The following is a 21,466-nucleotide window of genomic DNA, read 5'->3' as shown; positions in this document are numbered from 1 at the left end:
TCACGTTCGAGGTCGGTGAGTGTTGCCGTGTCATGCCGGCGATAGCCGGAGCAGGCAATAAGAATCGCGGAGGATATGGCTAAGAAAGACGGAGCCATCGAGGTCGAGGGCCGGGTGGTCGAACCCCTGCCCAATGCGATGTTTCGCATTGAGCTGGAGAACGGACACAAGGTACTTGCCCACATCAGCGGCAAGATGCGGCAGCACTACATCCGCATCCTGCCTGAGGACAGAGTGGTAGTGGAGTTGTCTCCCTATGACCTGTCCCGCGGTCGGATCGTTTACCGGTACAAGTAACGACAAGAACAGGATTGGGAACGTGAAGGTCAACCCGAGCGTCAAGCCGATCTGCGACAAGTGCCGCGTCATTCGCCGGCACGGGCGGGTCATGGTGATCTGCCAGGACCCCCGCCACAAGCAGAGGCAAGGCTAGTCAGAACGTCCGCAAGGACCTAGCTGACCAGCTACATAACTGAATGAAGACCTCCCAGAACCACTGACCGGGTACGCCGGGCAGACACCCCCGGAACGGAGGCCGGGGCCCCAACCTAGAGGGGGCGGACTGGGAACAGACCTTCGTTGAATGAAAGAGGAACTGCCGCATGGCACGTCTAGTAGGCGTCGACCTACCGCGCGATAAGCGTATGGAAATCGCGCTCACCTATATCTATGGCATTGGCCGGACCCGTTCCAAGGAGATCCTGGCCGCCACGGGCATCAGCCCCGAGCAGCGCAGCAAGGACCTGACCGATGATCAGGTGACGCAGCTGCGTGAATACATCGAAGCCTCTCTCAAGGTGGAGGGTGACCTGCGCCGCGAGGTGCAGGCCGACATCCGCCGCAAGATCGAGATCGGCTGCTACCAGGGCCTGCGCCACCGTCGCGGCCTGCCGGTGCGCGGTCAGCGGACCAAGACCAATGCGCGCACCCGCAAGGGCCCGAAGCGCACCATCGCCGGCAAGAAGAAGGCTAGGTAACCCCGATGGCACCACCGAAGAAGGGCGCCGGTTCCGGCCCCAAGAAGGCGCAGAAGACCCGCCGCCGGGAAAAGAAGAACATTCCCCTCGGCGCCGCGCACATCAAGAGCACGTTCAACAACACCATCGTTTCGATCACCGACCCGCAGGGCAACGTGATCGCGTGGGCGTCCTCGGGCCACGTCGGCTTCAAGGGCTCGCGTAAGTCGACTCCGTTCGCCGCGCAGCTGGCTGCCGAGAACGCTGCCCGCAAGGCGCAGGAGCACGGCGTCAAGAAGGTCGACGTGTTCGTCAAGGGTCCCGGCTCCGGCCGCGAGACCGCCATCCGCTCGCTGCAGGCCGCCGGCCTCGAAGTGGGCGCGATTTCCGATGTCACTCCGCAGCCGCACAACGGCTGCCGTCCGCCCAAGCGGCGCCGGGTCTAAGGGAGGCTTGAACTAATGGCTCGTTATACCGGACCCGTCACTCGCAAGTCCCGTCGTCTGGGCGTCGACCTCGTCGGTGGCTCCAGCGCGTACGAGAAGCGTCCTTACCCTCCCGGCCAGCACGGCCGCGCGCGGATCAAGGAGAGCGAATACCGCCAGCAGCTGCAGGAGAAGCAGAAGGCCCGCTTCACCTACGGCGTTATGGAGAAGCAGTTCCGCCGCTACTACGCCGAGGCCGTGCGGTCCTCCGGCAAGACCGGTGAGCAGCTGCTGCAGATCCTGGAAAGCCGTCTCGACAACGTTGTCTACCGCGCCGGTCTGGCCCGGACTCGTCGTCAGGCTCGCCAGCTGGTCTCGCACGGCCACTTCACGGTCAACAACGTGAAGGTCGATGTGCCCAGCTACCGGGTGTCGCAGTACGACATCATCGACGTCAAGGAAAAGTCGCTGAACACCTTGCCGTTCGAGGTTGCACGCGAGACCGCCGGCGAGCGGCCCATCCCGGGCTGGCTGCAGGTTGTCGGCGAGCGCCAGCGCATCCTGGTGCACCAGCTCCCCGAGCGCGCGCAGATCGACGTGCCGCTCACCGAGCAGCTGATCGTCGAGTTCTACTCGAAGTAATCGCCGGTAGCGATCCTGCTACAGGCCCACTGACCGGCATCAAATAGCGGGTGCCGAGAAGGAGATAGAAAAGAATGCTGATTTCTCAGCGACCCACCCTGTCCGAGGAGACGCTGGCCGAGAACCGGTCGCGCTTCGTCATCGAGCCCCTGGAGCCGGGATTCGGCTACACCCTGGGCAACTCGCTGCGGCGCACCCTGCTGTCGTCCATCCCGGGCGCGGCCGTCACCAGCATCCGCATCGACGGTGTGCTGCACGAGTTCACCACCGTTCCCGGGGTGAAGGAAGACGTCACCGACATCATCCTCAACCTCAAGAGCCTCGTGGTGTCCTCGGAGGAGGACGAGCCGGTCACCATGTACCTGCGCAAGCAGGGACCGGGTGCCGTCACCGCCGGTGACATCGTTCCGCCCGCCGGCGTGACCGTGCACAACCCCGACATGCACATCGCGACCCTGAACGACAAGGGCAAGCTGGAGATCGAGCTCGTCGTCGAGCGCGGTCGCGGCTACGTCCCGGCCGTGCAGAACAAGGCCTCGGGCGCCGAGATCGGTCGTATCCCCGTCGATTCCATCTACTCGCCGGTGCTCAAGGTCACGTACAACGTCGACGCCACCCGTGTCGAGCAGCGCACCGACTTCGACAAGCTGGTGCTGGATGTCGAGACCAAGAACTCGATCACCCCGCGTGACGCCCTGGCCTCGGCCGGCAAGACGCTGGTTGAGCTGTTCGGTCTGGCACGTGAACTCAACGTCGAGGCCGAGGGCATCGAGATCGGGCCGTCGCCGGCCGAGGCAGACCACATCGCCTCGTTCGCGCTGCCCATCGAGGACCTGGACCTGACCGTCCGGTCGTACAACTGCCTCAAGCGCGAGGGTGTGCACACCGTCGGCGAGCTGGTTGCCCGCACCGAGTCGGATCTGCTGGACATCCGCAACTTCGGTCAGAAGTCCATCGACGAGGTGAAGATCAAGCTGCATCAGCTCGGCCTGTCGCTCAAGGACAGCCCGACCAGCTTCGATCCGTCCGAGGTCGCCGGATACGACGTTGCCACCGGCACATGGTCGGACACCGGTTCGTACGACTTCGATGGCGATCAGGACTTCGCCGAAACCGAACAGCTCTAAACACAATCCGTCCCGGTCCTACCTGATACGGGGGCCGGCCCCGAATAGGAGATAGTCGCAATGCCAAAGCCCACCAAGGGTGCCCGTCTCGGCGGGTCGTCTTCGCACCAGAAGGCGCTGCTGGCCAACCTGGCCACCGCGCTGTTCGAGCACGGCCGGATCAAGACCACCGAGACCAAGGCCCGCGTGCTGCGGCCCTACGCCGAGAAGCTGATCACCCACGCCAAGAAGGGTGGGCTGCACAACCGGCGCGAGGTGCTCAAGAAGATCCGCGACAAGGACGTCATCCACGCCCTTTTCGAGGAGATCGGTCCGTTCTACGCCGATCGCAATGGTGGCTACACCCGCATCATCAAGGTCGAGAACCGTAAGGGCGACAACGCGCCCATGGCGGTCATCGAGCTGGTGAAGGAGAAGACGGTCACCTCTGAGGCCGACCGCGCTCGCCGGGTCGCTTCGACCAAGAAGGCCGAAGAGGCCAAGGTCGAGGAGACTCCTGCTGAGGATGTCGTCGAGGTCGAGACCGACACTGCAGACGATGCGGCTGCCGAGGCGGAAGGCGCGGCGGATGCCGCAGCCGACACGGCTGAGGCTCCCGAGGCCGAGGACGCAGACAAGAAGGAATGACCTTTGGTCACACCTGAGAACCAGCCCGCTACCGGAGACGGTGGCGGGCTGGTTCGTTTACGGCTCGATATTGCCTATGACGGAACCGATTTCGCGGGATGGGCCACTCAAGTCAACCAACGTACGGTCGCCGGGGTGCTGGGTGAGGCATTCACGACGATCGTGGGCGAGCCGGTCTCGCTGTACGCCGCCGGGCGCACCGACGCGGGCGTACATGCCACGGGCCAGGTAGCGCATCTCGACATCCCGCATGCTCGGCTCCCAGAAATCCTCGGTAGATCCCGCTCCGCGGATGCGCCTGAGTTCGGCAGGCTGATCCGGCGGCTGTCGCGTTTCCTGCCCAAAGACGTGCGCGTGCTCGATATACGGCGTGCCCCCGAGCATTTCGACGCGCGGTTCTCGGCCCTGCGGCGGCACTACGAATATCGGTTCTCCACGGCGCCGTTCGGAGTGCTGCCTCTAGAGCGGCACGATGTCGTCGGATGGCACCGCCCGCTGGACGTCGGGGCCATGGCCGAGGCTTCGCAGAAACTATTGGGGCTGAATGATTTCGCGGCCTTCTGCCGTCATCGTGACGGCGCCACAACGATCCGTGAATTGCAGCGGTTCGACTGGACGGTCGATGGACATCAGGTGTCCGCGCACGTGAGCGCCGACGCGTTCTGCTGGTCGATGGTGCGGTCGTTGGTGGGTGCGGTACTGGTAGTGGGGGAGGGCAGACGGCCGGCGCAGTGGTGCGCGGACCTGCTCAAGAAGGAAAGGCGTTCAAGCGATTTCGCGGCTGCACCGGCGCGTGGTCTGACACTGGTCGGTGTGGACTATCCGCCCGATGACGAGATGGCGGCTCGCGTGTTGATCACGCGTGATGTTCGAGTCCGGAAGGACTGACTACTCGCTGGGCTCGGCTTCACCGTGGCGGTTGAGTTTCGAGGCAACGAACGCCGCGGCCTCAGCGGGAAGTCCGGTGCGTTCATACGAGGTGTGGGCGTCCCAGCTGTTGTTGGGGCCGGCCATGCAGATCGGGTCTCCTTGATTACAGAGATCGATTGCCCGCGAGCCGAATACGCCAGCGATACCGCTCAGCGGGCCGCCCGTACGGTGGGTGGCGTTGCCGAACGTCGCGATAGCCGCGATGCGGTCGCCTACTGCGGGAGGTAGGGGGCGGTTGAACCCGATGCCCACGTTCGGAACACCGATGATCGTGTCGATTACCTCCGCACCCATCGAGTACCCGCCGATGACGAGCTTGGTACGGGGGCAACTGGCTGCCACAGCTTGCAGATGATTGCTCAGATCATTGGCCCCGCCGCCGGCCGAAAAAATGCCAGCGTCGTAGTTGACGGGGTAGACGTTCATGCTGGCCCCGGTCGCCTCGATGCGCGGGGTCAGAGAGTCCACGAACTCACCGCCCACGCGGCCCAACCCGACTGGCTCCTTGCGACCCCGTGCAAATGAGACGTCTACGTCCGAACACGGATCTGCCGACGCGTGAGGCACCGCATAGACAAGCCCGACAACATTCACCGCCGACAGCGCGAACACCGTCAGGGCGACAAGATAACTCAGGACAACGCCGACCCTCGTGCCCCGCTGATGCGTGGTCACACCACGATGCTACGGGTCAGCGAGGTCTTGTGTGCCCTTTCTCTAGAGCTTGCCCGCCACGAAAGACGCAGCCTGAGCGGGCAGATTTGTCTGCTCGTAGGTCTGGTGCGCGGTCCACGAGCGGCCGCCCTCCTGGCAGACCGGGTCGCCGGGATTGCACTGATCGATCCACCGTCCGGCGAGGGGACCGGTCATGCCACCGCCGCGCCGGTCGATGTTTCCGAAGGTCGCGATTCCCCTGATCCGGCCGGCGACGTCCGGCGGCGGGTTGTTGGCGACGTCGTCCACGACGGTCGCGCCCATCGAGTATCCGCCGATCACCAGCTTGGTGTTCGGGCAGGATGATGCGACGTCGCTGAGGTGTGCGCGCAGGTCATCGGCACCTTCTCCGGTGGAGAGCAGTCCGGCGCTGTAGTTGACGGGGTAGACGTTCATGCTGCCGACCTTGGGGCCGAGGGCGTCAACGAACGCCTGACCCACGCGGCCGAGGCCGGGCGGCTCATCACGGCCGCGAGCGAAGGAGACGTCCACGGCGGCGCACGGGTCGGCGGTCGCGGTCACCGGCTGCGAGATGGTCACCAGGCTGATGAACATGAGCAGAGCGGCGAGTGGAAATCCCCACCGGCGGACGTGCGCGATTGCAGGTGAAACAGCACTGTACGTCGTCACACGGGAATGCTACGGGTAAGTCAATCTAGTTGTCATATCGGTGCGGTATGGGCCATGTCACCTGGGCGGAAGCGACCCCAGGAACTCAATCATCGCGGTGTTGACCGCGTCAGGCCGCTCCATCTGCACGAAGTGTCCGGCCCCCTCGACGATCAGCACCGACCGCAAACCGGGAACGAGATCGGCCATGGCCGTCATGGGGTCGCGGCCGAGCATTTCCAGGACCGGATCAGCCGATCCGGCGATGAAGGTCACCGGTACGCCGATGGGTCTGTCGTGCAGGTGCTCATTCTGGGACCACACCAGATCCTCGGCCCGGTACCAGTTGAGGCCACCAGTGAATCCCGTGCGCGTGAATTCGGCTGCGTAGTAGTCGAGATCCTGCTCGGAAAGCCAATTCCATGGCAGGGGAGGGGGACTCGGAAGGACATCTAGGTAGCCGTTACGTTTGTCGCCCACGCGTGCCGGGTGGTCCCAACAATCCAGATAGCGATTTGCCCCGCTGAGAGCGTGGAAAAGCGTGGCCAGGAATGTCTTTGGCTGCGCATCCAGCTCGGACTCTGCCACGCCCGGCTCCTGGAAGTACTCCAGATGTGTGAAGTGCTGAGAGGCAAGGTGATTGAATCCAACGCTCGGTGTTACCGGGAGTCGCCGGGTGCGCGGTACCGACAGCTGGATCAGTGCGCGAACTCGATCCCCCGCCCAGGCGGGCATGTCCCACACCAGATGTGCCCCGAAATCGTGTCCGGAAAACACCGCATCGTGCAGATCCAGCGCGTCCAACAAGCTGACGAGGTCGTTGACCGTGGTGTTGCGGTCATAGGCGGTTACGTCCCGCGGCGCCGTGGTGCGTCCATATCCGCGCATATCCGGCGCGATGGCCCGATATCCGGCTGCAGACAGCGCGGCCAGCTGGTGGCGCCAGGTGTACCAAAGCCCGGGAAAGCCATGGCACAGAACAACCGCCGGGCCTTCGCCCTGTTCGGCGACGTGCATGTCGATTCCATTGACCGACAGCTGACGGTGGGTGATCTGGGAAACAGTCACCCAGGCGAGGCTAGTTCACCCGGGCGGCAGCGAAGTCCGCAGCCTGCGCAAAGAGTGCCGGCGGGTATGTGGTGTGGGACTTCCAGCTCTCGTTGTCGCCCGCCATGCAGACCGGGTCGCCGTCATTGCACAGGTCAAGGACGCGATCGGAGTAGGCGCCCGCGAGGTTCTGGATCGGGGCGAAGCGGTTGACGATGTTGCCGAAGGTGACGATCGCCCGAATGCGGTCACCGACCTCAGGGGGAACCGGATTGGTGAAGTTGAAGAAGTCCCCGATCGAGACGGGACCCTGGAAACCCAGCGCGGTATCGACGACACCGGCGCCGAGGGAGTAACCGCCCACCACCAGCTTGGTGTTGGGGCATGAGTTGGCCACCGATTGCAGGTGGGCACTCAGGTCGTTCGCTCCGCCGCTGACGTCAGTGTTGGCGTCGTACCGGACCGCGTACACACCAACGTCTTTGACGCGGTTGCGCAGTGCGCTGATGAATCCGTCGCCGATATTTCCGACGCCTGGCGGCTGGGAACGCCCGCGGGCGAAGGAAACCTCGACGTTGGGACAGGCCGCCGAAGCGGTGGCGGGGAGGATGACCGCGAGACCCGTGGTCATCATGATTGCCGCAACCGAAACAACCGCCGCGCGTGCGGCGGCGGCGAACAACTTACTGGCTGGGCGTGGATTCGGCTGTAGCGTCACACACTGAGGTTACGGATAATTCGCTGTCACTGCCATGTGATTTCAATCCCGCAGGTAAAGAAGCTGAGAGCCCGGCTGCGCTGGATTCGGCATCCGCCGAGGTACCCGCGCCCTGATGTGCCAGAACCAGTCCCGCGAGAATGACCGCGGCGCCCACGTACTGGATGGGTGCGATGGTTTCCCCGAGCAGCACCCACCCCGCGATCACCGCGCACAGCACTTCGGTGAGCGCGATCAACGACGCATAGCTTGGCTTGAGTCGGGCGATGGCGGCGATGCCGGTGAGATAGGCGATCGCGGTGGTGACCACTCCGAGAATGAGGATGGGCACGTAGACCGGTGCATGCCAGCCCGCGACCTGCACATCCTGAGTGGAAAAGGTCATCGGCATGATCCCGGTGAGCCCGAAGCCGCCGACCGCGATGGTGCCGACGAGTAGCCCGCTGGTGGTCAGCGTGATCGGTTGCAGCCCTTGCGCCTTGCCGCCCGCGCGGTGTGACGAGATGAAGTAGTACGCAGCGCACACGGCCGCGCCCAATCCCCACAGCACCCCCACCGGCTCTACGCGGGATCCGCTGAAGATGTTGAGTACCAACAGCATTCCAACTAGCGCGAGGGCTGCGCCGGCAAGTACCCGGGTGTGTGGACGGTGCCGGGTGGACAGCCAGGTCCAGGCGATAACCAGGATGGGGCTCAGGAACTCCAGGAGCATCGCCACGCCGACCGACATGTGCCGGACGGCGCCGAAGTAGCAGAACTGGGCACCCGCCACGGGAATGATCCCGTACAGCACAACGACTTTGGTGTGGCGCCTGGCTTCGGAGAACCATCCGGGTGCCGCGATGCAGGCGGCCACGACCATGACCGCGGCGCCGGTGGCCAGGCGTGCGGTGACGACGGCTGTCAGAGACCAGCCTGCCGCCATGAGTGACTTGGCGAAGGGGCCGGAAAATCCGAAGGTGGCGGCTGAGGCGAGGGCGAGGATCACGCCCGCCCGGAAAGTGGCCCTGTCGTTCACCGCACCTCCCGTGTGTCATGAGTAAAATCGAATACGGTCATGACGGTATAAGTGAAGGATGTCAGGTGTCAAATGCTTTTCACTCATGACACGGAGCAGGGGCTGAAATCTGCGGCTGAGCTGATCAACACCGCCCGCAACGATCGGGAACTGCTCCCTGATCCGGACGCCCTACCGCCGCTGTTGGATCGGTACGGCTGGACCGGCAGGCGTGACGGCGATGAGGCCGAGCTGCAGGCCGTGAAGACGCTACGGACCCGATTGGGCGATATCTGGGCGCATATCAACGACGAGGAATACGTGGTCCGGCAGGTCAATGCCTTGCTGGCCGATACCCACGCCTCGCCGTGGCTCACCCGGCATGTCGAGGAACCCGATTGGCACCTGCACATGGCGGCCAGCGACGCGCCGCTCGCGGACCGCCTCGGTGCCGAGACCGCCATGGTGTTCGCGGACCTGGTGCGCACAGGCGAACAGCGGCGTTTGAAGACCTGTGCCGCCCCGGATTGTGATGCCGTCCTGATCGACCTGTCGCGTAACAGATCCAGGATGTTCTGTGACACTGGAAACTGCGGTAACCGGCAGCATGTGGCCGCCTACCGGGAGCGCATGCGCGACGAGCCCTGAAGCCGCGAAACTTCTACTGCGCGAAAGCCTGTATCGGCCGGCCCAGGTAGGCCAACTCATCGCTGACCGTCACGAGGCGGACCTGGATGGTCTCGCCACCGGCGGTCAAGAGGATGTGGTCGCCGTAGCCATTGGGCTGGTCGATGATGACATCCGGCCGGGCCGGAAGTGCGTCGTACTCGCTGCTGATGATGTGCAGTGCCGTGCAGTTGCTGGGAAGTGCGGTCGGCTGCATGCCGTCCACCACGGCCAGCGTGCATCGAGGGTCGATAAAGCCCGGGCCACTGGCGAATTGGATGCGGTTGGCGTCGCCGATCGAGGTCACCATGACATCCCACATGTGGGGACGGTCGGTGTAGACGACCACAAGCGCACCGATCGCCACCGCTCTGAGCACCACCTGCTGGCATACGTAGAGTTCGGCGCGGACCACCACGGTGTGAACGCCCTGTCCGGACAATCGTGCGGCGATCGCGCGGCCGGACATATCCGAGCCGATCAATTGTCCGCAGCCCGATGTCGGCAGATGAATGCCGTCGAGTTCCTCGTTGCTCATCTCGATGCTGCGGGTCAGGTACTCCAACCCGATGGCCCCCACGGGAAGTCCGGCGAAGAACGCGTCGCGCTGGCTCCCGTTCAGTGAGGTCATGCCCGTGGAATGGCGTATCGGAAGTTGTTCGTCGGTTGCCCACCGCACCAGTGCCCCAACCGATGTGCGGCCCTTCGCGGCCGGGCGCAGCCGAACCGTCACGGTGGTCTCCAGCGTGGGCCGCGCCCACAGTCCCGTGAGGGTGGCGTCGGTGATGTACCACGGGTCAATTCCCATCGCGACGTTGTAGGAGTCGATGAGCATGAGCCCGCCCCACTCCTCGTGCATGGGTGCGCCCGCGTACTGCCGGAGCATTTCGGCGCTGATTCGGTGAATCTGGCCCGCCTGCAGGATGGTGCTGGCGCAGTGGGCCGCCGCCAATGCCCGGCGGACCCGTGCGGTGGCGATGACGGCACATCGTTCCGCGCCACGTCGGCTGCCTCCGCGGCGGAAGACCGCGTCGACGTTCGCGCCGGGGTCGAATCTCAGTACCACCCAGACAGTGCGGATGGCGACGGCAGGTAGCGGGCCCACCAGCCGGTCGTAGCCGCCGCGCAGGACCGTGCCCTGTGCGGTGCGTTGGCCGTTGCTGATGACGTCGATGCTCTCCAGCTCGATGTCGTTCTGATGCATGCACTCCCGCAGCACGCGCAGGGGCACCAGTGAGTCGGTGGCGCAGTGGTCCGGGGTGATGACGGAGGGGTGGCGTTGGGTTGCGCTGACCTCCAGCACCGTGATGAGTTTCCCGTTCTCCCAACGAGTTCCGGTCCAGCTGTCCTGGCCGCTGGGGGTGTCGGCAATGCTGCCCGAGCTTCGGTAAGTGCGGCCCGTCAGATATTTGAATCCGGTAACTGCCCAATGCCTGACCGTCTGGCCGCCCCAACGGCCGAGGGCGAGTGCCAAGGACGCGATCGCGATCAACAACGCCGCCCACCACGGCCAGCCGAACAGCAAGGAAATCAGGACCGCGGCGAGAATCAGCAGTTGCGAGGTCACCATGATCTGGATCGGCATCGTGGCCCGACGTACCTGTTCCGGCGCGGCTCCGCTCAAGGTCATCGTTCCCCCTTTCGTCCCGCCGTGATGCCGCGCCGACCCGACTCGGGCATCGCGGTGGCCACCCGCAACCTATCGTGGTTGCCCAGTATTGCAATAGGCTGCATGGCCGTGTGGCCGGTACGTACGATCTGACAAGATCCGGGGGCAGACCTAGCCGCATCGTTGGGTCGTAGATCCGAGTTCCGCAGACTTCCTGGAGGGGGACGATGGCGCGACAACCGACCACCCGACTGCAGGTAAGCGGGTACCGGTTTCTGGTGCGGCGTATGGAACACGCGCTGGTTCGCCGTGACGTCCGAATGATTCATGACCCGATGCGGTCGCAGTCCAGTTCGCTCATGGTCGGCATCGCGCTGGCTGCCGTCGTCGTCGCCGGATGTGCGATTTTGGCGTTCTTTCGTCCCAACATGCCGCTGGGTGATCAGCCCATCGTCATGGCCAAAGACACCGGTGCCGTTTACGTCCGGATCCAGGACACACTTCACCCCGCACTCAATTTGGCGTCGGCCCGGTTGATCTCCGGGAACAACGAGAATCCCAGGCCGGTCAAGGACTCGGAGCTGGCCAAGGCGCGGCGCGGCCCGCTCGTCGGGATTCCCGGTGCGCCGGCCTCTATTCCGGGGCCGCTAACCGGGGACGACACCATCTGGACGGTGTGCGATGTCGCGACGCCCCCGCCGAGCTCCACGGTCACTTCTACGGTGATCGCAGGCAAGGTGACCCTCGAGAACGGCAACCAGGAGATGCCGAAGGACAGGTATGCCCTGGTGACGGTGAACAGCCAGATGTATCTGCTCTACGACGGCAAGCGCGCTGCGGTGGACCTGACGAACCCCGCGGTGACTCGCGCGCTGAGGCTGGAAGGTGTGCTGCCCCGGCCGATCTCGATGTCAGTCCTCAATGCGATTCCGGAGGTTCCGGCCATCGCGCCGCCGCCCATCCCGGATGCCGGAAGGTCTTCACCTATCACCACTGGCGGTATTCGAGTCGGGTCGGTCATCAAGATGAGTCGCGCGGACTCTGCCGAGTATTACGTGGTGCTCTCGGACGGAGTGCAACGCGTCAACGAGGTCACCGCCGATCTGATCCGGTTCTCCGACTCTCAAGGCGCGCAGGACATCGTCGCCGTCGCCCCGGACGTGATCTCGGGTCATCAGAGTCTCAATGTGCTTGCGGTACAGACATTTCCGGACCGCGCGGGAAAGATCGTGGATGTCCCGGAGAAGTCGGTGCTGTGCAGCAGCTGGAAGCCCGGGCAGGAGAAAACGCAGGAGCACGCCTCGACAAAGCTTTTGATGGGTAACTCGCTGCCGTTGAAGACCGATCAGGTTCCGGTGGTGCTGGCGCAGGCCGACAAGGAGGGCCCCAACCTCGACACGGCCTATATTCCACCCGCGCACAGCGCTTTCGTGCGGTCCACCGGTTTAGGCGGCGATACCGGGCGCGCCGAGTCTCTCTATCTCATCCTCGACACCGGCGTGCGTTTTGGCATCGGGAATCTGGAGGCCGCAAAAGCTTTGGGGCTCACGGTTGAACCCGTTCCTGCCCCATGGCCGGTCGTCGGGCTGCTGCCGCCGGGGCCTCGACTGAGCAAGGAAGACGCACTTGTCGTGCACGACGGAATGCCACCGGACAAGACAGGTTTGGCCATCAATCCGTCGGCATCGACTACAGCGCCTGCCTAAAGCGCCACCGCCGTTGTTCTATTCGGTGGAGTTGTCCCGGCCTTGTCGGAGCTTGCGGACCGGCGCGAGCATCGCCAGCGCCGCGGCGAGGAATGCCGCGCAGGCCGCTATTCCGATGAGGGCGACGCGTCGTGGTCGTGGGTCGGGTGGCGCGGGTGCGGGCGGCAGCTGCAGCTTCTTGGCCGCGTTGGCGCGGGCAAGATCACTGGTGGTACCGAGGTCGTCGCTGATCGCCGCCAGTGCGTCCACTACGCCGTAGCCCAGATAAGGGTCCCAGCCGCCCGGAGGGCGGTGTGCGGTGTTCTTGATGCGGTCCATCACTTCGCGCGCGCTGAGCTGAGGGAAGCGTGAACGCACCAGCGCGACAACACCACTGACGACCGGCGCGGAGAAACTGGTGCCCTGAATGGGTACCGGGCCTTGCTCGCCCATGTAGGCGTTGGTCAGCGCATCACGGTTGGGGTCCAGCGAAACGATGTCTTCGCCAGGAGCAGAAACATCGACCCAGGGACCACCGAGACTGAATTTAGAGGGTTGCCCGTCCAGGCCGATCGAGCCCACCGTCAGGACGAGGTCGTTGTACCAAGCCGGACTCACCGTCTCCAGGAGGGAATCCCAGTCCGGGGTGTTGGGCCGCGCCGGATCCGGTGGAGGGTTCTGGTTCTTGCACTGGCCGTCGCCGACATTTCCCGCGGCAACGACCACCACCACGTTCTTGACGTCCACGGCGTATTGCAGGGCAGCGCCCAGCGGGCGGTCATCCAGGAATTGTTTGGCGGAGGCGCAGGCCACCTCGGAGATGTTGATGACGGTGGCGCCGAGGTCGGCCGCAGTGCGCACCGCCATGGCCAGGGTGTCGACGTTTCCGACACCGCTGATCTTGGAGGGATCGTCCCTGTCGCCCCCGCCGCCCTTGTTCTTCACCGCGAACTTCGCGCTGGACTGACGAATAGTGATAAGACTGACATCGGGTGCGATACCGCTGAACGCGCTTGCCCCGGTGGGATCTGGTGCGGCGGCGATAATTCCGGCCACGATGGTGCCGTGCGCATCGCAGTCCTGGGTGCCGTTGCCGCCTTCGAAGACGTAATCGCCGCCGGGGATCAAGGGTGGCAGTCGCGGACTGCGTGCCACACCCGTATCGATCACCGCGACCGTCTGGCCCGCGCCGCGCGATAGCTGCCAGACCAACGGCAGATCCAGCCCGCGCTGCTGGGTAGGCACCTTGTTGAGATCGCGCTTGGGATCAATGCCGGGGAATCGGCACAGTTCCTTCTGCTCCGTGGGTTCGACGGGAGCGGGAGGTCGCGGGCCCGGGAGCATGCTCGGATCGACGGGAAGTGGCGCGAAGGCGTGCGCGGTCGCCAGCATGTGCATTGAACCCGTTGCCAGCTGCAATGACATCGCCAACATCACAACGGCCGCAGCGGTGGCGACGCGGCGGGCCACGCCGAGGTTCATGGCAGGTTCAATCCCCGTACGGCGCTGTACACGCCGCATACCCAGACGGCAATCGGAACGATCAGCGATAGCGCGATGTATTCGATGATCTCCACCGTGCGGCGGGCCACTGGTGAGTACTTGCGGGCCGACACCAGGAAGCCGAGGGCGATGGCGCAACCGGCCGCGATCGTTGTCAATACGGTAGTGAACACCGCCGCCGTCGGGTACGCGACCGCGATGAACGCGAACGCCGCTGCCGGAATTGCCAAGCCGCCCAGGTTGATCGCGACCGTCTGTGCGAGGTCGGCGTGCGAGCGTGCCCGAAGCATCATCGCCAGCGCGATCAACCCGGCGAGCACCACACCACTGAATCGGTGTGGGCCGGTGGGGTGATGTTCGCCCGCCCCAGGGAAGGTCAGTGCCGCCAGCATGGCTCCCGCCGCAGTGACGGTGGATGCGCCGCACACCAATCCCGTCAGTACGGCGTGCGCCCGCAGTGCCTTCTCGCGAAGGTCGGGCAGCGGCGGCAGGGCCGTGGCGTCCTCAACATCATCACCCTCGGTATCGAGTCCGTCGAGACCTTCGATGGCGTCGATCGGCGCCGTCGAATGTTCGGGACGCGAAGGTGCGCCCTGGGTGGGCACCGGGGGAAGCGGCAGTCGGGCGAGCACCATGGCCACGCGCGGCGAGAGCGCCAACGCGCAGATGCCGACCGAGCCGAGCACGGCACCGAGGCTGTAGATCGGGGGAGCGAAAAGCACGTAACCCAGGGCTGCTCCGAACCCGAGCAGCGATGCCGACGCGGCCGCGACCAGGGACATCGTTCCGGTGCCGGTCGCGCGCATGGCGAGGATGGATACGACCATCGCCACCATGAGCGCCAGCATCACGTGTGGGGCGCCGTACTTTCCCGGTACGAACAGCGCTCCGGCCACCGCCGAGAAGCCGACGGCGCAGTGGCTCAGCATCACAGAGGCGAGGGAATCGTCATAGACCCGGTTGGCGAATACTGCGGCGGTGATGGACACCAATGCGATCGCCACCGCGATGATGGGAAGGAGCAGCCCGGGGTTTGTGGCGCCTGCGTGTAACAGCGCCGTAGCGCCGAGCACGGCGGCCAGGCCGCATGCGGAGGCGCCGAGTATCCGGGCGGCAGTCCGGCTCCACGGATGCGCCGACACGGTCCGGAATGTGGACACAGCAAGGAAGACGTCGTCGAACAGCGGATCCGGTGCAGCCACATCGGCCGCGGTGAGAATCAGTTGATCGCCATCGCGGACCTCCAGCTCTCCGAGGGTGCTGGACATCTGCATAGGCGGCTGACCGGGCCGGGACAAACGCCAATGCGTTTCCACGGCGTCTTCCGGGCTGGTCAGTTCGGGAACGCCGACATGTTGGTTGATGATGTCGACTATCGAGCCGACCAAAAGCGCCAGCGGGACACTCGTCGGCAGCGCCAGATCGACCTGGGTGCGCTCAGCTTGAATGGAAACGCGGCACAGTTCGAGTACTGCCGAACGCTGCCCGGCGCCCGACTGCGCATGTGTCATGCTGTGCCCCTGCCTGCCCCCACGGTCGTTGATCTTTGCGCATGCACACTAGCCGAACGCTGGTGAGCGTCGCCAGCGGTTCGGCGCATCCGGGCGAAGGCCGACCATGAGACCAGCGGTTGCAGCGATCTTGTGAGCGAATTCGTTGCGGCACCGGATATAACGGCTCTATCCTGTAGCCCGCCGTGGGCGGGGCGGTAGCGTGAGTGCCACAGATTGCCACAGATGTGACGCGGGGGAACCGGAGGGCCTGAGTGAGCACGGGGTGAACACCACAATATTCATTCGTCGGCCTCGTCTTGCTGTGCCTCGTGTCCCGGGCGGCGAGGTCAATGTGCAGCCGCCGCCGGAGATTCCGCGGCCGGTCCCGTCTCCGATCATTGCGAAGATCATGCCGCTGGTCATGGTGATCGCCATGGTCGGCATGATCGCCTTCTTCGTCACCTCGGGGAGCTTGGGTGGCGGTGCGGGCGGCGGGATGATGCGCAACCCGATGTTCATGCTGTTCCCCATCATGATGATGGTCTCGATGGTCAGCATGGTGTCCAACAGCGGGGGCAAGGGAGCCAAGACCGGCGAAATCAACGAGGACCGCAAGGATTACCTGCGGTACCTCGAAGTGGTACGCAAGAACGTCACCGACACCGGTGCGGCCCAGCGCAAGGCCTTACTCTGGAACAACCCGGATCCCGCCGCGCTCTGGACATTGGCCGGTGGCCGTCGTATGTGGGAGCGGCGTCCCGCAGACATTGACTACTGCCATGTGCGTGTCGGTGTCGGGGATCAGCGTTTGGCAGCGCAGTTGGTGGCGCCGGAGATCGGCCCGGTTGAAGAACTGGAACCGGTCGCGTCGGTGGCGCTGCGCCGGTTCGTGCGGACACACTCGTTAGTGCCCGAGCTGCCTATCGCGTTGAACCTGAGAGGTTTTGCGGCCGTCACCATCGATGGTTCACCGGAGGTGGCGCGAGGCATGTTGCGCGCCATGATCTGTCAGCTGGCGATGTTCCACGGGCCGGATCAATTCCTGGTGGCTGCGGTGGTCAATCGGCATGCGGCGCCGCACTGGGACTGGCTCAAGTGGCTTCCGCACTCCCAGCATCCGAGCGCGTTCGATGGCGTTGGCTCTTCTCGGCTCGTCTACCACTCGCTGGGTGAGGTAGAAGAATCGTTGGCGTCGCTAATCGCCGAGCGGGAACGGTTCTCGCGGACCGCGCAGCCATCCCCTGACCGGCCGCAGATTCTGATCATCGTCGATAGCGGCACGCTGATCGGATCCGAACGCCTCATTGTTGATCACGGCATCGATTCGGTGACTCTGGTCGAGATCGGTACCAGAGTGGATCCGCTCGCGGCCCGTCGCGGTATGCAATTGGAACTGACCGAACGCGGGCTGGGCGCCAAGGGCAACGTCGGGTCCGAGATTTTCGCCCACCCGGATCACCTCACCGTCACGGAGGCGATGGCGTGCGCGCGCCGCCTGGCGCCCTACCGGGTACTGACGGGCAGCGGCGACGAGGTTCAGATCCAGACGGAGGTCAGCACGCGCTGGTCCGATATCCTTGGCATCGGTGATCCCGGGCTACTCAACCCGGAAGTGGTGTGGCGGAATAGGGTTGGCCGTGACAGGCTGCGGGTCCCGATAGGCATCGCGGTCGACGGCACTCCGATGGAGCTGGATATCAAGGAAGCCGCCGAGAACGGCATGGGTCCACACGGGCTCTGCATCGGTGCGACCGGCTCGGGTAAGTCGGAGTTCTTGCGCACGTTGACACTCGGCATGATCGCGACCCACTCGCCGGATGCGCTCAATCTTGTGCTCGTCGACTTCAAGGGCGGAGCGACATTCCTCGGCTTGGACCGGGCACAGCATGTCGCGGCCATCATCACCAACCTCGCTGAAGAAGCAAACCTGGTGTCCCGCATGAAGGATGCGCTCGCCGGGGAGATGAACCGGCGCCAGGAGTTGCTGCGTGCCGCGGGGAATTTCGCCAATGTCACCGAGTACGAGCGTGCCCGCGTCGCGGGCGCGTCCCTTGCCCCACTACCGGCACTGTTCATCATCGTCGACGAGTTCTCCGAATTGCTGAGTCAGCACCCGGACTTCGCGGAGCTCTTCGTGGCAATCGGCCGGTTGGGCCGGTCGTTACATGTGCACCTGCTGCTTGCTTCGCAGCGTCTGGATGAGGGTCGTCTACGCGGGCTGGAATCACACCTGTCCTACCGACTGTGCTTGAAGACATTCTCGGCCAACGAATCCCGTGCCGCCATCGGTGTGCCGGATGCCTATCATCTGCCCAACACCCCCGGTTCCTGCTACCTCAAGGACGACTCGGGAGAGCTGACCCGGTTCCAAACCTCTTATGTGTCTGGTGCGTATGTGCCGTATGGGCCGGTGCGTCGAGCCGTCGCCTCCACCGGAACCGGAGCCGCGCCGCGGTTGTTCACCGCAGCGCCGGTGGCGCTGCAAATGCGTCCCGCAGAAGTAGCCGAAGACGACACTCCAGCCGTATCCGAAGGGGTAATAGGGCGGTCAGTCATCGACACAATCCTCGATCGCGTTGAGGGGCATGGCAATCCGGCTCACGAGGTGTGGCTTCCGCCACTTGACGATTCGCCCACGTTGGGCGACCTGATTCCTCGCCATGGTCGTGCCGGTTTCGACGCGGTGGGCAGTCTGACTGTACCGATCGGAATCGTGGACCGGCCGTACGAACAGCGACGCGACCCCTACATCGTCGATCTGTCCGGGGCGGCGGGCAACGTCGCCATTGTCGGTGCACCCCAGTCTGGGAAGTCGATGGCTATCCGCACCCTGGTGACCTCGCTTGCGGTGACACACAGTCCCGCGCAGGTGCAGTTCTACTGTCTGGACTTCGGTGGTGGCACGCTCACGTCATTGGCGCAGCTACCGCATGTCGGTTCGGTGGCCAGCCGCCTGGAGTCAGATCTGATCCGGCGCACGTTCGCCGAGATGCTGACGATTGTCAGATCACGCGAGAATGCCTTCCGCGCCTATGGAATTGACTCGATGGCCGAGTATCGGCGACGTAAGGGTGTCGGTGACCCACAGCTTGCGAATGATCCTTTCGGCGACGTGTTTTTCATCATCGATGGCTGGTCCACCGTACGTCAGGAGTTCGAGGCTCTCGAGCCGCAGGTGACCGCGCTTGCGGCGCAGGGGCTCGGTTTCGGTGTGCACACGGTGGTCACGGCGTCGCGCTGGGCCGAGATCCGTCCGGCCCTGAAGGACCAGATTGGCACGCGCGTCGAGCTTCGTCTTGGTGATCCGCTGGACTCGGACTTCGATCGCAAGCTGGCACAGCTTGTTCCGGATGGCAGGCCGGGCCGGGGTATTACCCGCGACCGTCGGCACATGCTCATCGGATTGCCGCGCGTCGACAGTGTCTCGTCGAATCAGGACCTTGGTGAGGCGATCAGTGCGGCCGCGGCGAGTATGCGCCAACGCAGTACGGCGGAAGCACCGATGGTTCGCATGCTGCCGCACAAGATTGATTACGCCGCACTGGTTCCGCAAGCACCCCAGAACGATCAGCCGAACCTGCGCATCCTCGTCGGTATCAACGAAACCGAGCTGGCTCCGACATTCCTGGAGTTCGGCGAGCAGCCGCACATGATGATCTTCGGCGACAGCGAGTGCGGCAAGACAGGCTTGTTGCGCACCATGTGTCGTGAGATCGTCCGCACTACTACCCCGCAACAGGCGCAGTTGTTCATCGTGGACTATCGGCGCACCTTGCTGGGTGTCGTCGAGAGCGAGCATCTGGCCAAGTACGCAATGTCGAGCAATACCTTGGTCGATGAGGTGCCTGCGTTGATCGAGCTCCTCAAGTCGCGCATGCCGGGACCCGATGTGACTCAACAGGAGTTGCGGGACAGGTCATGGTGGTCTGGCCCGGAGATCTACATCCTGGTCGACGACTACGACCTGGTGGCTTTGCCGAGTGGAAACCCGCTGCTGCCGCTGGCGGAGTACCTGCCACACTCGAAGGACATCGGCCTGCATGTGGTGATCGCACGTCGCACCAGCGGTGCCTCGCGGGCGATGTTCGAGCCGATGATGGCGCGCATGAAGGACCTGTCCTGCATCGGTTTACAGATGAGTGGCAACAAAGACGAGGGTGTGCTGCTGGGGACGGTCAGACCGAGTGAGCAGCCGCCGGGCCGTGGCACCCTGGTCATGCGCTCGGGCGGTCAACAGCTGATCCAAGTTGCTTGGAGCGATCCGCGGTGATTCTGGATCGCGACCCGCAGATAGGGCCGCGGGTGGTGATCGAAGTGACCGAGACCGCGGTCCGGGCGCGAACCGAGGTCGGCATCCGCGAGGCCGGGCATTCCGATGTTCGGTCGGCCGTCGCCGCGCTCGATGATGAGATCGCTCTGTTGCCAGGTCGCGTGGTTCCGTCGCGCGCGCTCTGGGCAGCCCTGTTCGAATCGTTGCTCACTGACCAGAATGCGCCGGTTCGCCTCGATTCGATGCAGCTGATCCATCCGACGGCGTGGAGTCCTGGACGGTGCACTGTGCTGTCGAATGCCGCGCGGATGATGGTCGCGACGCTGACCGTGCGGTCGCGCGCCATCGCTCTGGCCGAGCGCGGTGTGCGCACCGATTTGTCGGGGCGCTCCCTGGTGGTGGTCGAGGTGTCACCTGGTGAGGTCGCCGTCATCGTCGTGGCGCACGGCTCCGCCGGTGAGCCGGAGGCGACGGTTCGTCATCTCGAAGAACGGTCCTGGGAGACCAAGAGCGCCGCAGATGTTGCGCGCGCCGTGGCGCGTGCCGTCGAGGAGGTGGTCCGCAGCGAATCGACGGGAGTCGCCGCGATCCTCGTCGACTCGGCCGATAGTGAGATGGGTGAGGCGATCGTCGACGCGGTCGATCGGATCGGCTTGACTCCTGGGGTATCGCAGGTCGCCGAGGATTCGGTGTTCCGCGATGTCGGTCAGGCCACGCGGGGGCCGGCGTTCGTCGATGAGCAGGCCGAAGAGCCCGTTGTGGCCAGAAGGCCCGAATGGACACCCGCGTCGCCCGCAAGGTCCACGCCGCGGCTTCCCGCGTGGTGGCCGCTTGCCGCGATTGGCCTGGCCGCGGCCGTGGTCGTGGTCGTGACCGGTGTTGTCGTGACCGTGGCCTCCGCGCGCGAGCGGCGACCGTCGCCCACGGCACCCGTCGCCGCGACATCGCTGCTGGTGGAGGGGCATGTGCAGCTTATGGTGCCCGCCGAGTGGGCAGTACGGCGTATCCCTGCGGGCGGTGCCGGCTCAGCGCGGGTTGAGGTGATCTCACCCGCGGACCCCGAGGCGGTCGTGCATGTGACCCAGGTGCGGGTGAATCCGACAGAAACTCTGGCCGCAACCGCCGAGACATTGCGAGCTGCCATGGCGAAGGAGTCGCCGGGGGTATTCACAGATTTCAGAGCCGACGACCGCAAGGCGGACCGGCCAGCTGTCACCTACACGGAGGTTCGCCCGGCGCATGACATCGTATGGACCGTGCTTCTGGACGACGACCTGAGAATAGGTATTGGCTGTCAGTCCATGAGAGATAGCTACGTCGATGTTCGACAGGCTTGTGATATGGCAATACGAACCGTACGAAAGGTAATCTCGGGTAACTAGCGAGATTGCTGGAAAAAAATCTCGAAAAGATGGAACCGATCTAGCGTTCAGGCCATCGTATGTAGG

At 64.4% G+C, this 21,466-nt stretch carries 20 protein-coding genes; 12 read left to right on the top strand and 8 right to left on the bottom strand.

Translation table 11 applies throughout. The annotated features are described in order from the left end of the window. The first annotated feature begins 75 nt into the window (after nt 1-75). The 8 genes from infA (at nt 76) to truA (ending at nt 4,665) form a co-directional block, all read left to right on the top strand. A complete protein-coding gene (gene infA, locus RHO23_RS15370; protein ID WP_003418601.1) occupies nt 76-297 on the top strand; it encodes a translation initiation factor IF-1 in 222 nt (73 codons plus the stop codon). 22 nt (nt 298-319) lie between these two features. Next, complete coding sequence (gene rpmJ, locus RHO23_RS15365) at nt 320-433, top strand: 50S ribosomal protein L36 (protein WP_003886927.1); 114 nt, start codon at nt 320-322, stop codon at nt 431-433. A 169-nt stretch (nt 434-602) separates the two neighbouring features. Then, the gene (gene rpsM / locus RHO23_RS15360) at nt 603-977 is read left to right on the top strand and encodes a 30S ribosomal protein S13 (protein WP_030096736.1); all 375 of its coding nucleotides are present in this window, start codon (nt 603-605) and stop codon (nt 975-977) included. Nucleotides 978-982: 5 nt separating this feature from the next. Further along, entirely contained in the window at nt 983-1,402 is a 420-nt protein-coding gene (gene rpsK, locus RHO23_RS15355; protein ID WP_030096737.1) for a 30S ribosomal protein S11, read from the top strand. A 15-nt stretch (nt 1,403-1,417) separates the two neighbouring features. After that, nucleotides 1,418-2,023: a 30S ribosomal protein S4 gene (rpsD, locus tag RHO23_RS15350; protein ID WP_030096738.1), complete on the top strand. Its 606-nt coding sequence runs from the start codon at nt 1,418-1,420 to the stop codon at nt 2,021-2,023. Between the two features lie 74 nt (nt 2,024-2,097). Then, complete coding sequence (locus tag RHO23_RS15345; protein WP_030096739.1) at nt 2,098-3,150, top strand: DNA-directed RNA polymerase subunit alpha; 1,053 nt, start codon at nt 2,098-2,100, stop codon at nt 3,148-3,150. A gap of 60 nt (nt 3,151-3,210) precedes the next feature. Next, on the top strand, nt 3,211-3,777 hold the full coding sequence (gene rplQ / locus RHO23_RS15340) for a 50S ribosomal protein L17 (protein WP_030096740.1): 567 nt from the start codon (nt 3,211-3,213) through the stop codon (nt 3,775-3,777). A 3-nt stretch (nt 3,778-3,780) separates the two neighbouring features. Further along, a complete protein-coding gene (gene truA, locus RHO23_RS15335; protein WP_070922934.1) occupies nt 3,781-4,665 on the top strand; it encodes a tRNA pseudouridine(38-40) synthase TruA in 885 nt (294 codons plus the stop codon). Here the strand turns inward: truA and RHO23_RS15330 are convergent, their stop codons facing one another. The 5 genes from RHO23_RS15330 to RHO23_RS15310 form a co-directional block, all read right to left on the bottom strand. Further along, complete coding sequence (locus RHO23_RS15330) at nt 4,666-5,382, bottom strand: cutinase family protein (RefSeq protein WP_046254634.1); 717 nt, start codon at nt 5,380-5,382, stop codon at nt 4,666-4,668. It abuts the gene before it with no gap. A 42-nt stretch (nt 5,383-5,424) separates the two neighbouring features. Further along, nucleotides 5,425-5,976, bottom strand: coding sequence for a cutinase family protein (locus tag RHO23_RS15325; RefSeq protein ID WP_030096743.1), 552 nt, complete (start codon nt 5,974-5,976; stop codon nt 5,425-5,427). A gap of 132 nt (nt 5,977-6,108) precedes the next feature. Then, nucleotides 6,109-7,098, bottom strand: coding sequence for an alpha/beta fold hydrolase (locus RHO23_RS15320; protein WP_423488036.1), 990 nt, complete (start codon nt 7,096-7,098; stop codon nt 6,109-6,111). Nucleotides 7,099-7,108: 10 nt separating this feature from the next. After that, nucleotides 7,109-7,759 carry a cutinase family protein gene (locus tag RHO23_RS15315; protein ID WP_162269722.1) on the bottom strand — a complete coding sequence of 217 codons (651 nt, stop codon included), beginning with the start codon at nt 7,757-7,759 and terminating at the stop codon, nt 7,109-7,111. Between the two features lies 1 nt (nt 7,760). Further along, nucleotides 7,761-8,813 (bottom strand): EamA family transporter, encoded by a 1,053-nt coding sequence (locus RHO23_RS15310; protein ID WP_264922088.1) that lies wholly within the window; start codon nt 8,811-8,813, stop codon nt 7,761-7,763. A gap of 72 nt (nt 8,814-8,885) precedes the next feature. On the opposite strand from RHO23_RS15310, the gene RHO23_RS15305 reads away from it, so the two are divergent. Continuing rightward, nucleotides 8,886-9,440 (top strand): CGNR zinc finger domain-containing protein, encoded by a 555-nt coding sequence (locus RHO23_RS15305; protein ID WP_030096747.1) that lies wholly within the window; start codon nt 8,886-8,888, stop codon nt 9,438-9,440. A gap of 13 nt (nt 9,441-9,453) precedes the next feature. On the opposite strand, the gene eccE is transcribed toward RHO23_RS15305, so the two are convergent. Next, nucleotides 9,454-11,088: a type VII secretion protein EccE gene (gene eccE, locus RHO23_RS15300; protein WP_264922087.1), complete on the bottom strand. Its 1,635-nt coding sequence runs from the start codon at nt 11,086-11,088 to the stop codon at nt 9,454-9,456. A 206-nt stretch (nt 11,089-11,294) separates the two neighbouring features. On the opposite strand from eccE, the gene eccB reads away from it, so the two are divergent. Continuing rightward, the gene (eccB, locus tag RHO23_RS15295; protein ID WP_423488035.1) at nt 11,295-12,773 is read left to right on the top strand and encodes a type VII secretion protein EccB; all 1,479 of its coding nucleotides are present in this window, start codon (nt 11,295-11,297) and stop codon (nt 12,771-12,773) included. Between the two features lie 18 nt (nt 12,774-12,791). Here the strand turns inward: eccB and mycP are convergent, their stop codons facing one another. After that, nucleotides 12,792-14,234, bottom strand: coding sequence for a type VII secretion-associated serine protease mycosin (gene mycP, locus RHO23_RS15290; RefSeq protein ID WP_064409475.1), 1,443 nt, complete (start codon nt 14,232-14,234; stop codon nt 12,792-12,794). Beyond that, nucleotides 14,231-15,766 (bottom strand): type VII secretion integral membrane protein EccD, encoded by a 1,536-nt coding sequence (gene eccD, locus RHO23_RS15285; protein WP_064409474.1) that lies wholly within the window; start codon nt 15,764-15,766, stop codon nt 14,231-14,233. The genes mycP and eccD overlap by 4 nt, the downstream gene beginning before the upstream one ends. Nucleotides 15,767-16,031: 265 nt before the next feature. Between eccD and eccCa the strand changes: the two genes are divergently transcribed. Beyond that, nucleotides 16,032-20,018, top strand: a complete 3,987-nt coding sequence (gene eccCa, locus RHO23_RS15280; RefSeq protein WP_064409473.1) for a type VII secretion protein EccCa — start codon at nt 16,032-16,034, stop codon at nt 20,016-20,018. Continuing rightward, the gene (locus RHO23_RS15275; protein ID WP_423488034.1) at nt 20,015-21,400 is read left to right on the top strand and encodes a type VII secretion-associated protein; all 1,386 of its coding nucleotides are present in this window, start codon (nt 20,015-20,017) and stop codon (nt 21,398-21,400) included. The genes eccCa and RHO23_RS15275 overlap by 4 nt, the downstream gene beginning before the upstream one ends. Nucleotides 21,401-21,466: the final 66 nt, after the last annotated feature.

The organism is Mycobacteroides sp. PCS013, assembly GCF_049532645.1.
In the GTDB taxonomy this organism is placed as follows: domain Bacteria; phylum Actinomycetota; class Actinomycetes; order Mycobacteriales; family Mycobacteriaceae; genus Mycobacterium; species Mycobacterium gwanakae.
Note: the sequence above shows the minus strand (reverse complement) of the source record. Positions and strands in the feature narration are given on the sequence as shown.

Coding starts and splice junctions, on each gene's coding strand:
- RHO23_RS15305 (WP_030096747.1), top strand. CDS start 8,886: ATGCTTTTCACTCATGACACGGAGCAGGGGCTGAAATCTGCGGCTGAG.
- RHO23_RS15345 (WP_030096739.1), top strand. CDS start 2,098: ATGCTGATTTCTCAGCGACCCACCCTGTCCGAGGAGACGCTGGCCGAG.
- eccE (WP_264922087.1), bottom strand. CDS start 11,088: ATGACCTTGAGCGGAGCCGCGCCGGAACAGGTACGTCGGGCCACGATG.
- rpsD (WP_030096738.1), top strand. CDS start 1,418: ATGGCTCGTTATACCGGACCCGTCACTCGCAAGTCCCGTCGTCTGGGC.
- RHO23_RS15325 (WP_030096743.1), bottom strand. CDS start 5,976: ATGTTCATCAGCCTGGTGACCATCTCGCAGCCGGTGACCGCGACCGCC.
- infA (WP_003418601.1), top strand. CDS start 76: ATGGCTAAGAAAGACGGAGCCATCGAGGTCGAGGGCCGGGTGGTCGAA.
- rpsM (WP_030096736.1), top strand. CDS start 603: ATGGCACGTCTAGTAGGCGTCGACCTACCGCGCGATAAGCGTATGGAA.
- eccB (WP_423488035.1), top strand. CDS start 11,295: ATGGCGCGACAACCGACCACCCGACTGCAGGTAAGCGGGTACCGGTTT.
- rpsK (WP_030096737.1), top strand. CDS start 983: ATGGCACCACCGAAGAAGGGCGCCGGTTCCGGCCCCAAGAAGGCGCAG.
- mycP (WP_064409475.1), bottom strand. CDS start 14,234: ATGAACCTCGGCGTGGCCCGCCGCGTCGCCACCGCTGCGGCCGTTGTG.
- eccD (WP_064409474.1), bottom strand. CDS start 15,766: ATGACACATGCGCAGTCGGGCGCCGGGCAGCGTTCGGCAGTACTCGAA.
- rplQ (WP_030096740.1), top strand. CDS start 3,211: ATGCCAAAGCCCACCAAGGGTGCCCGTCTCGGCGGGTCGTCTTCGCAC.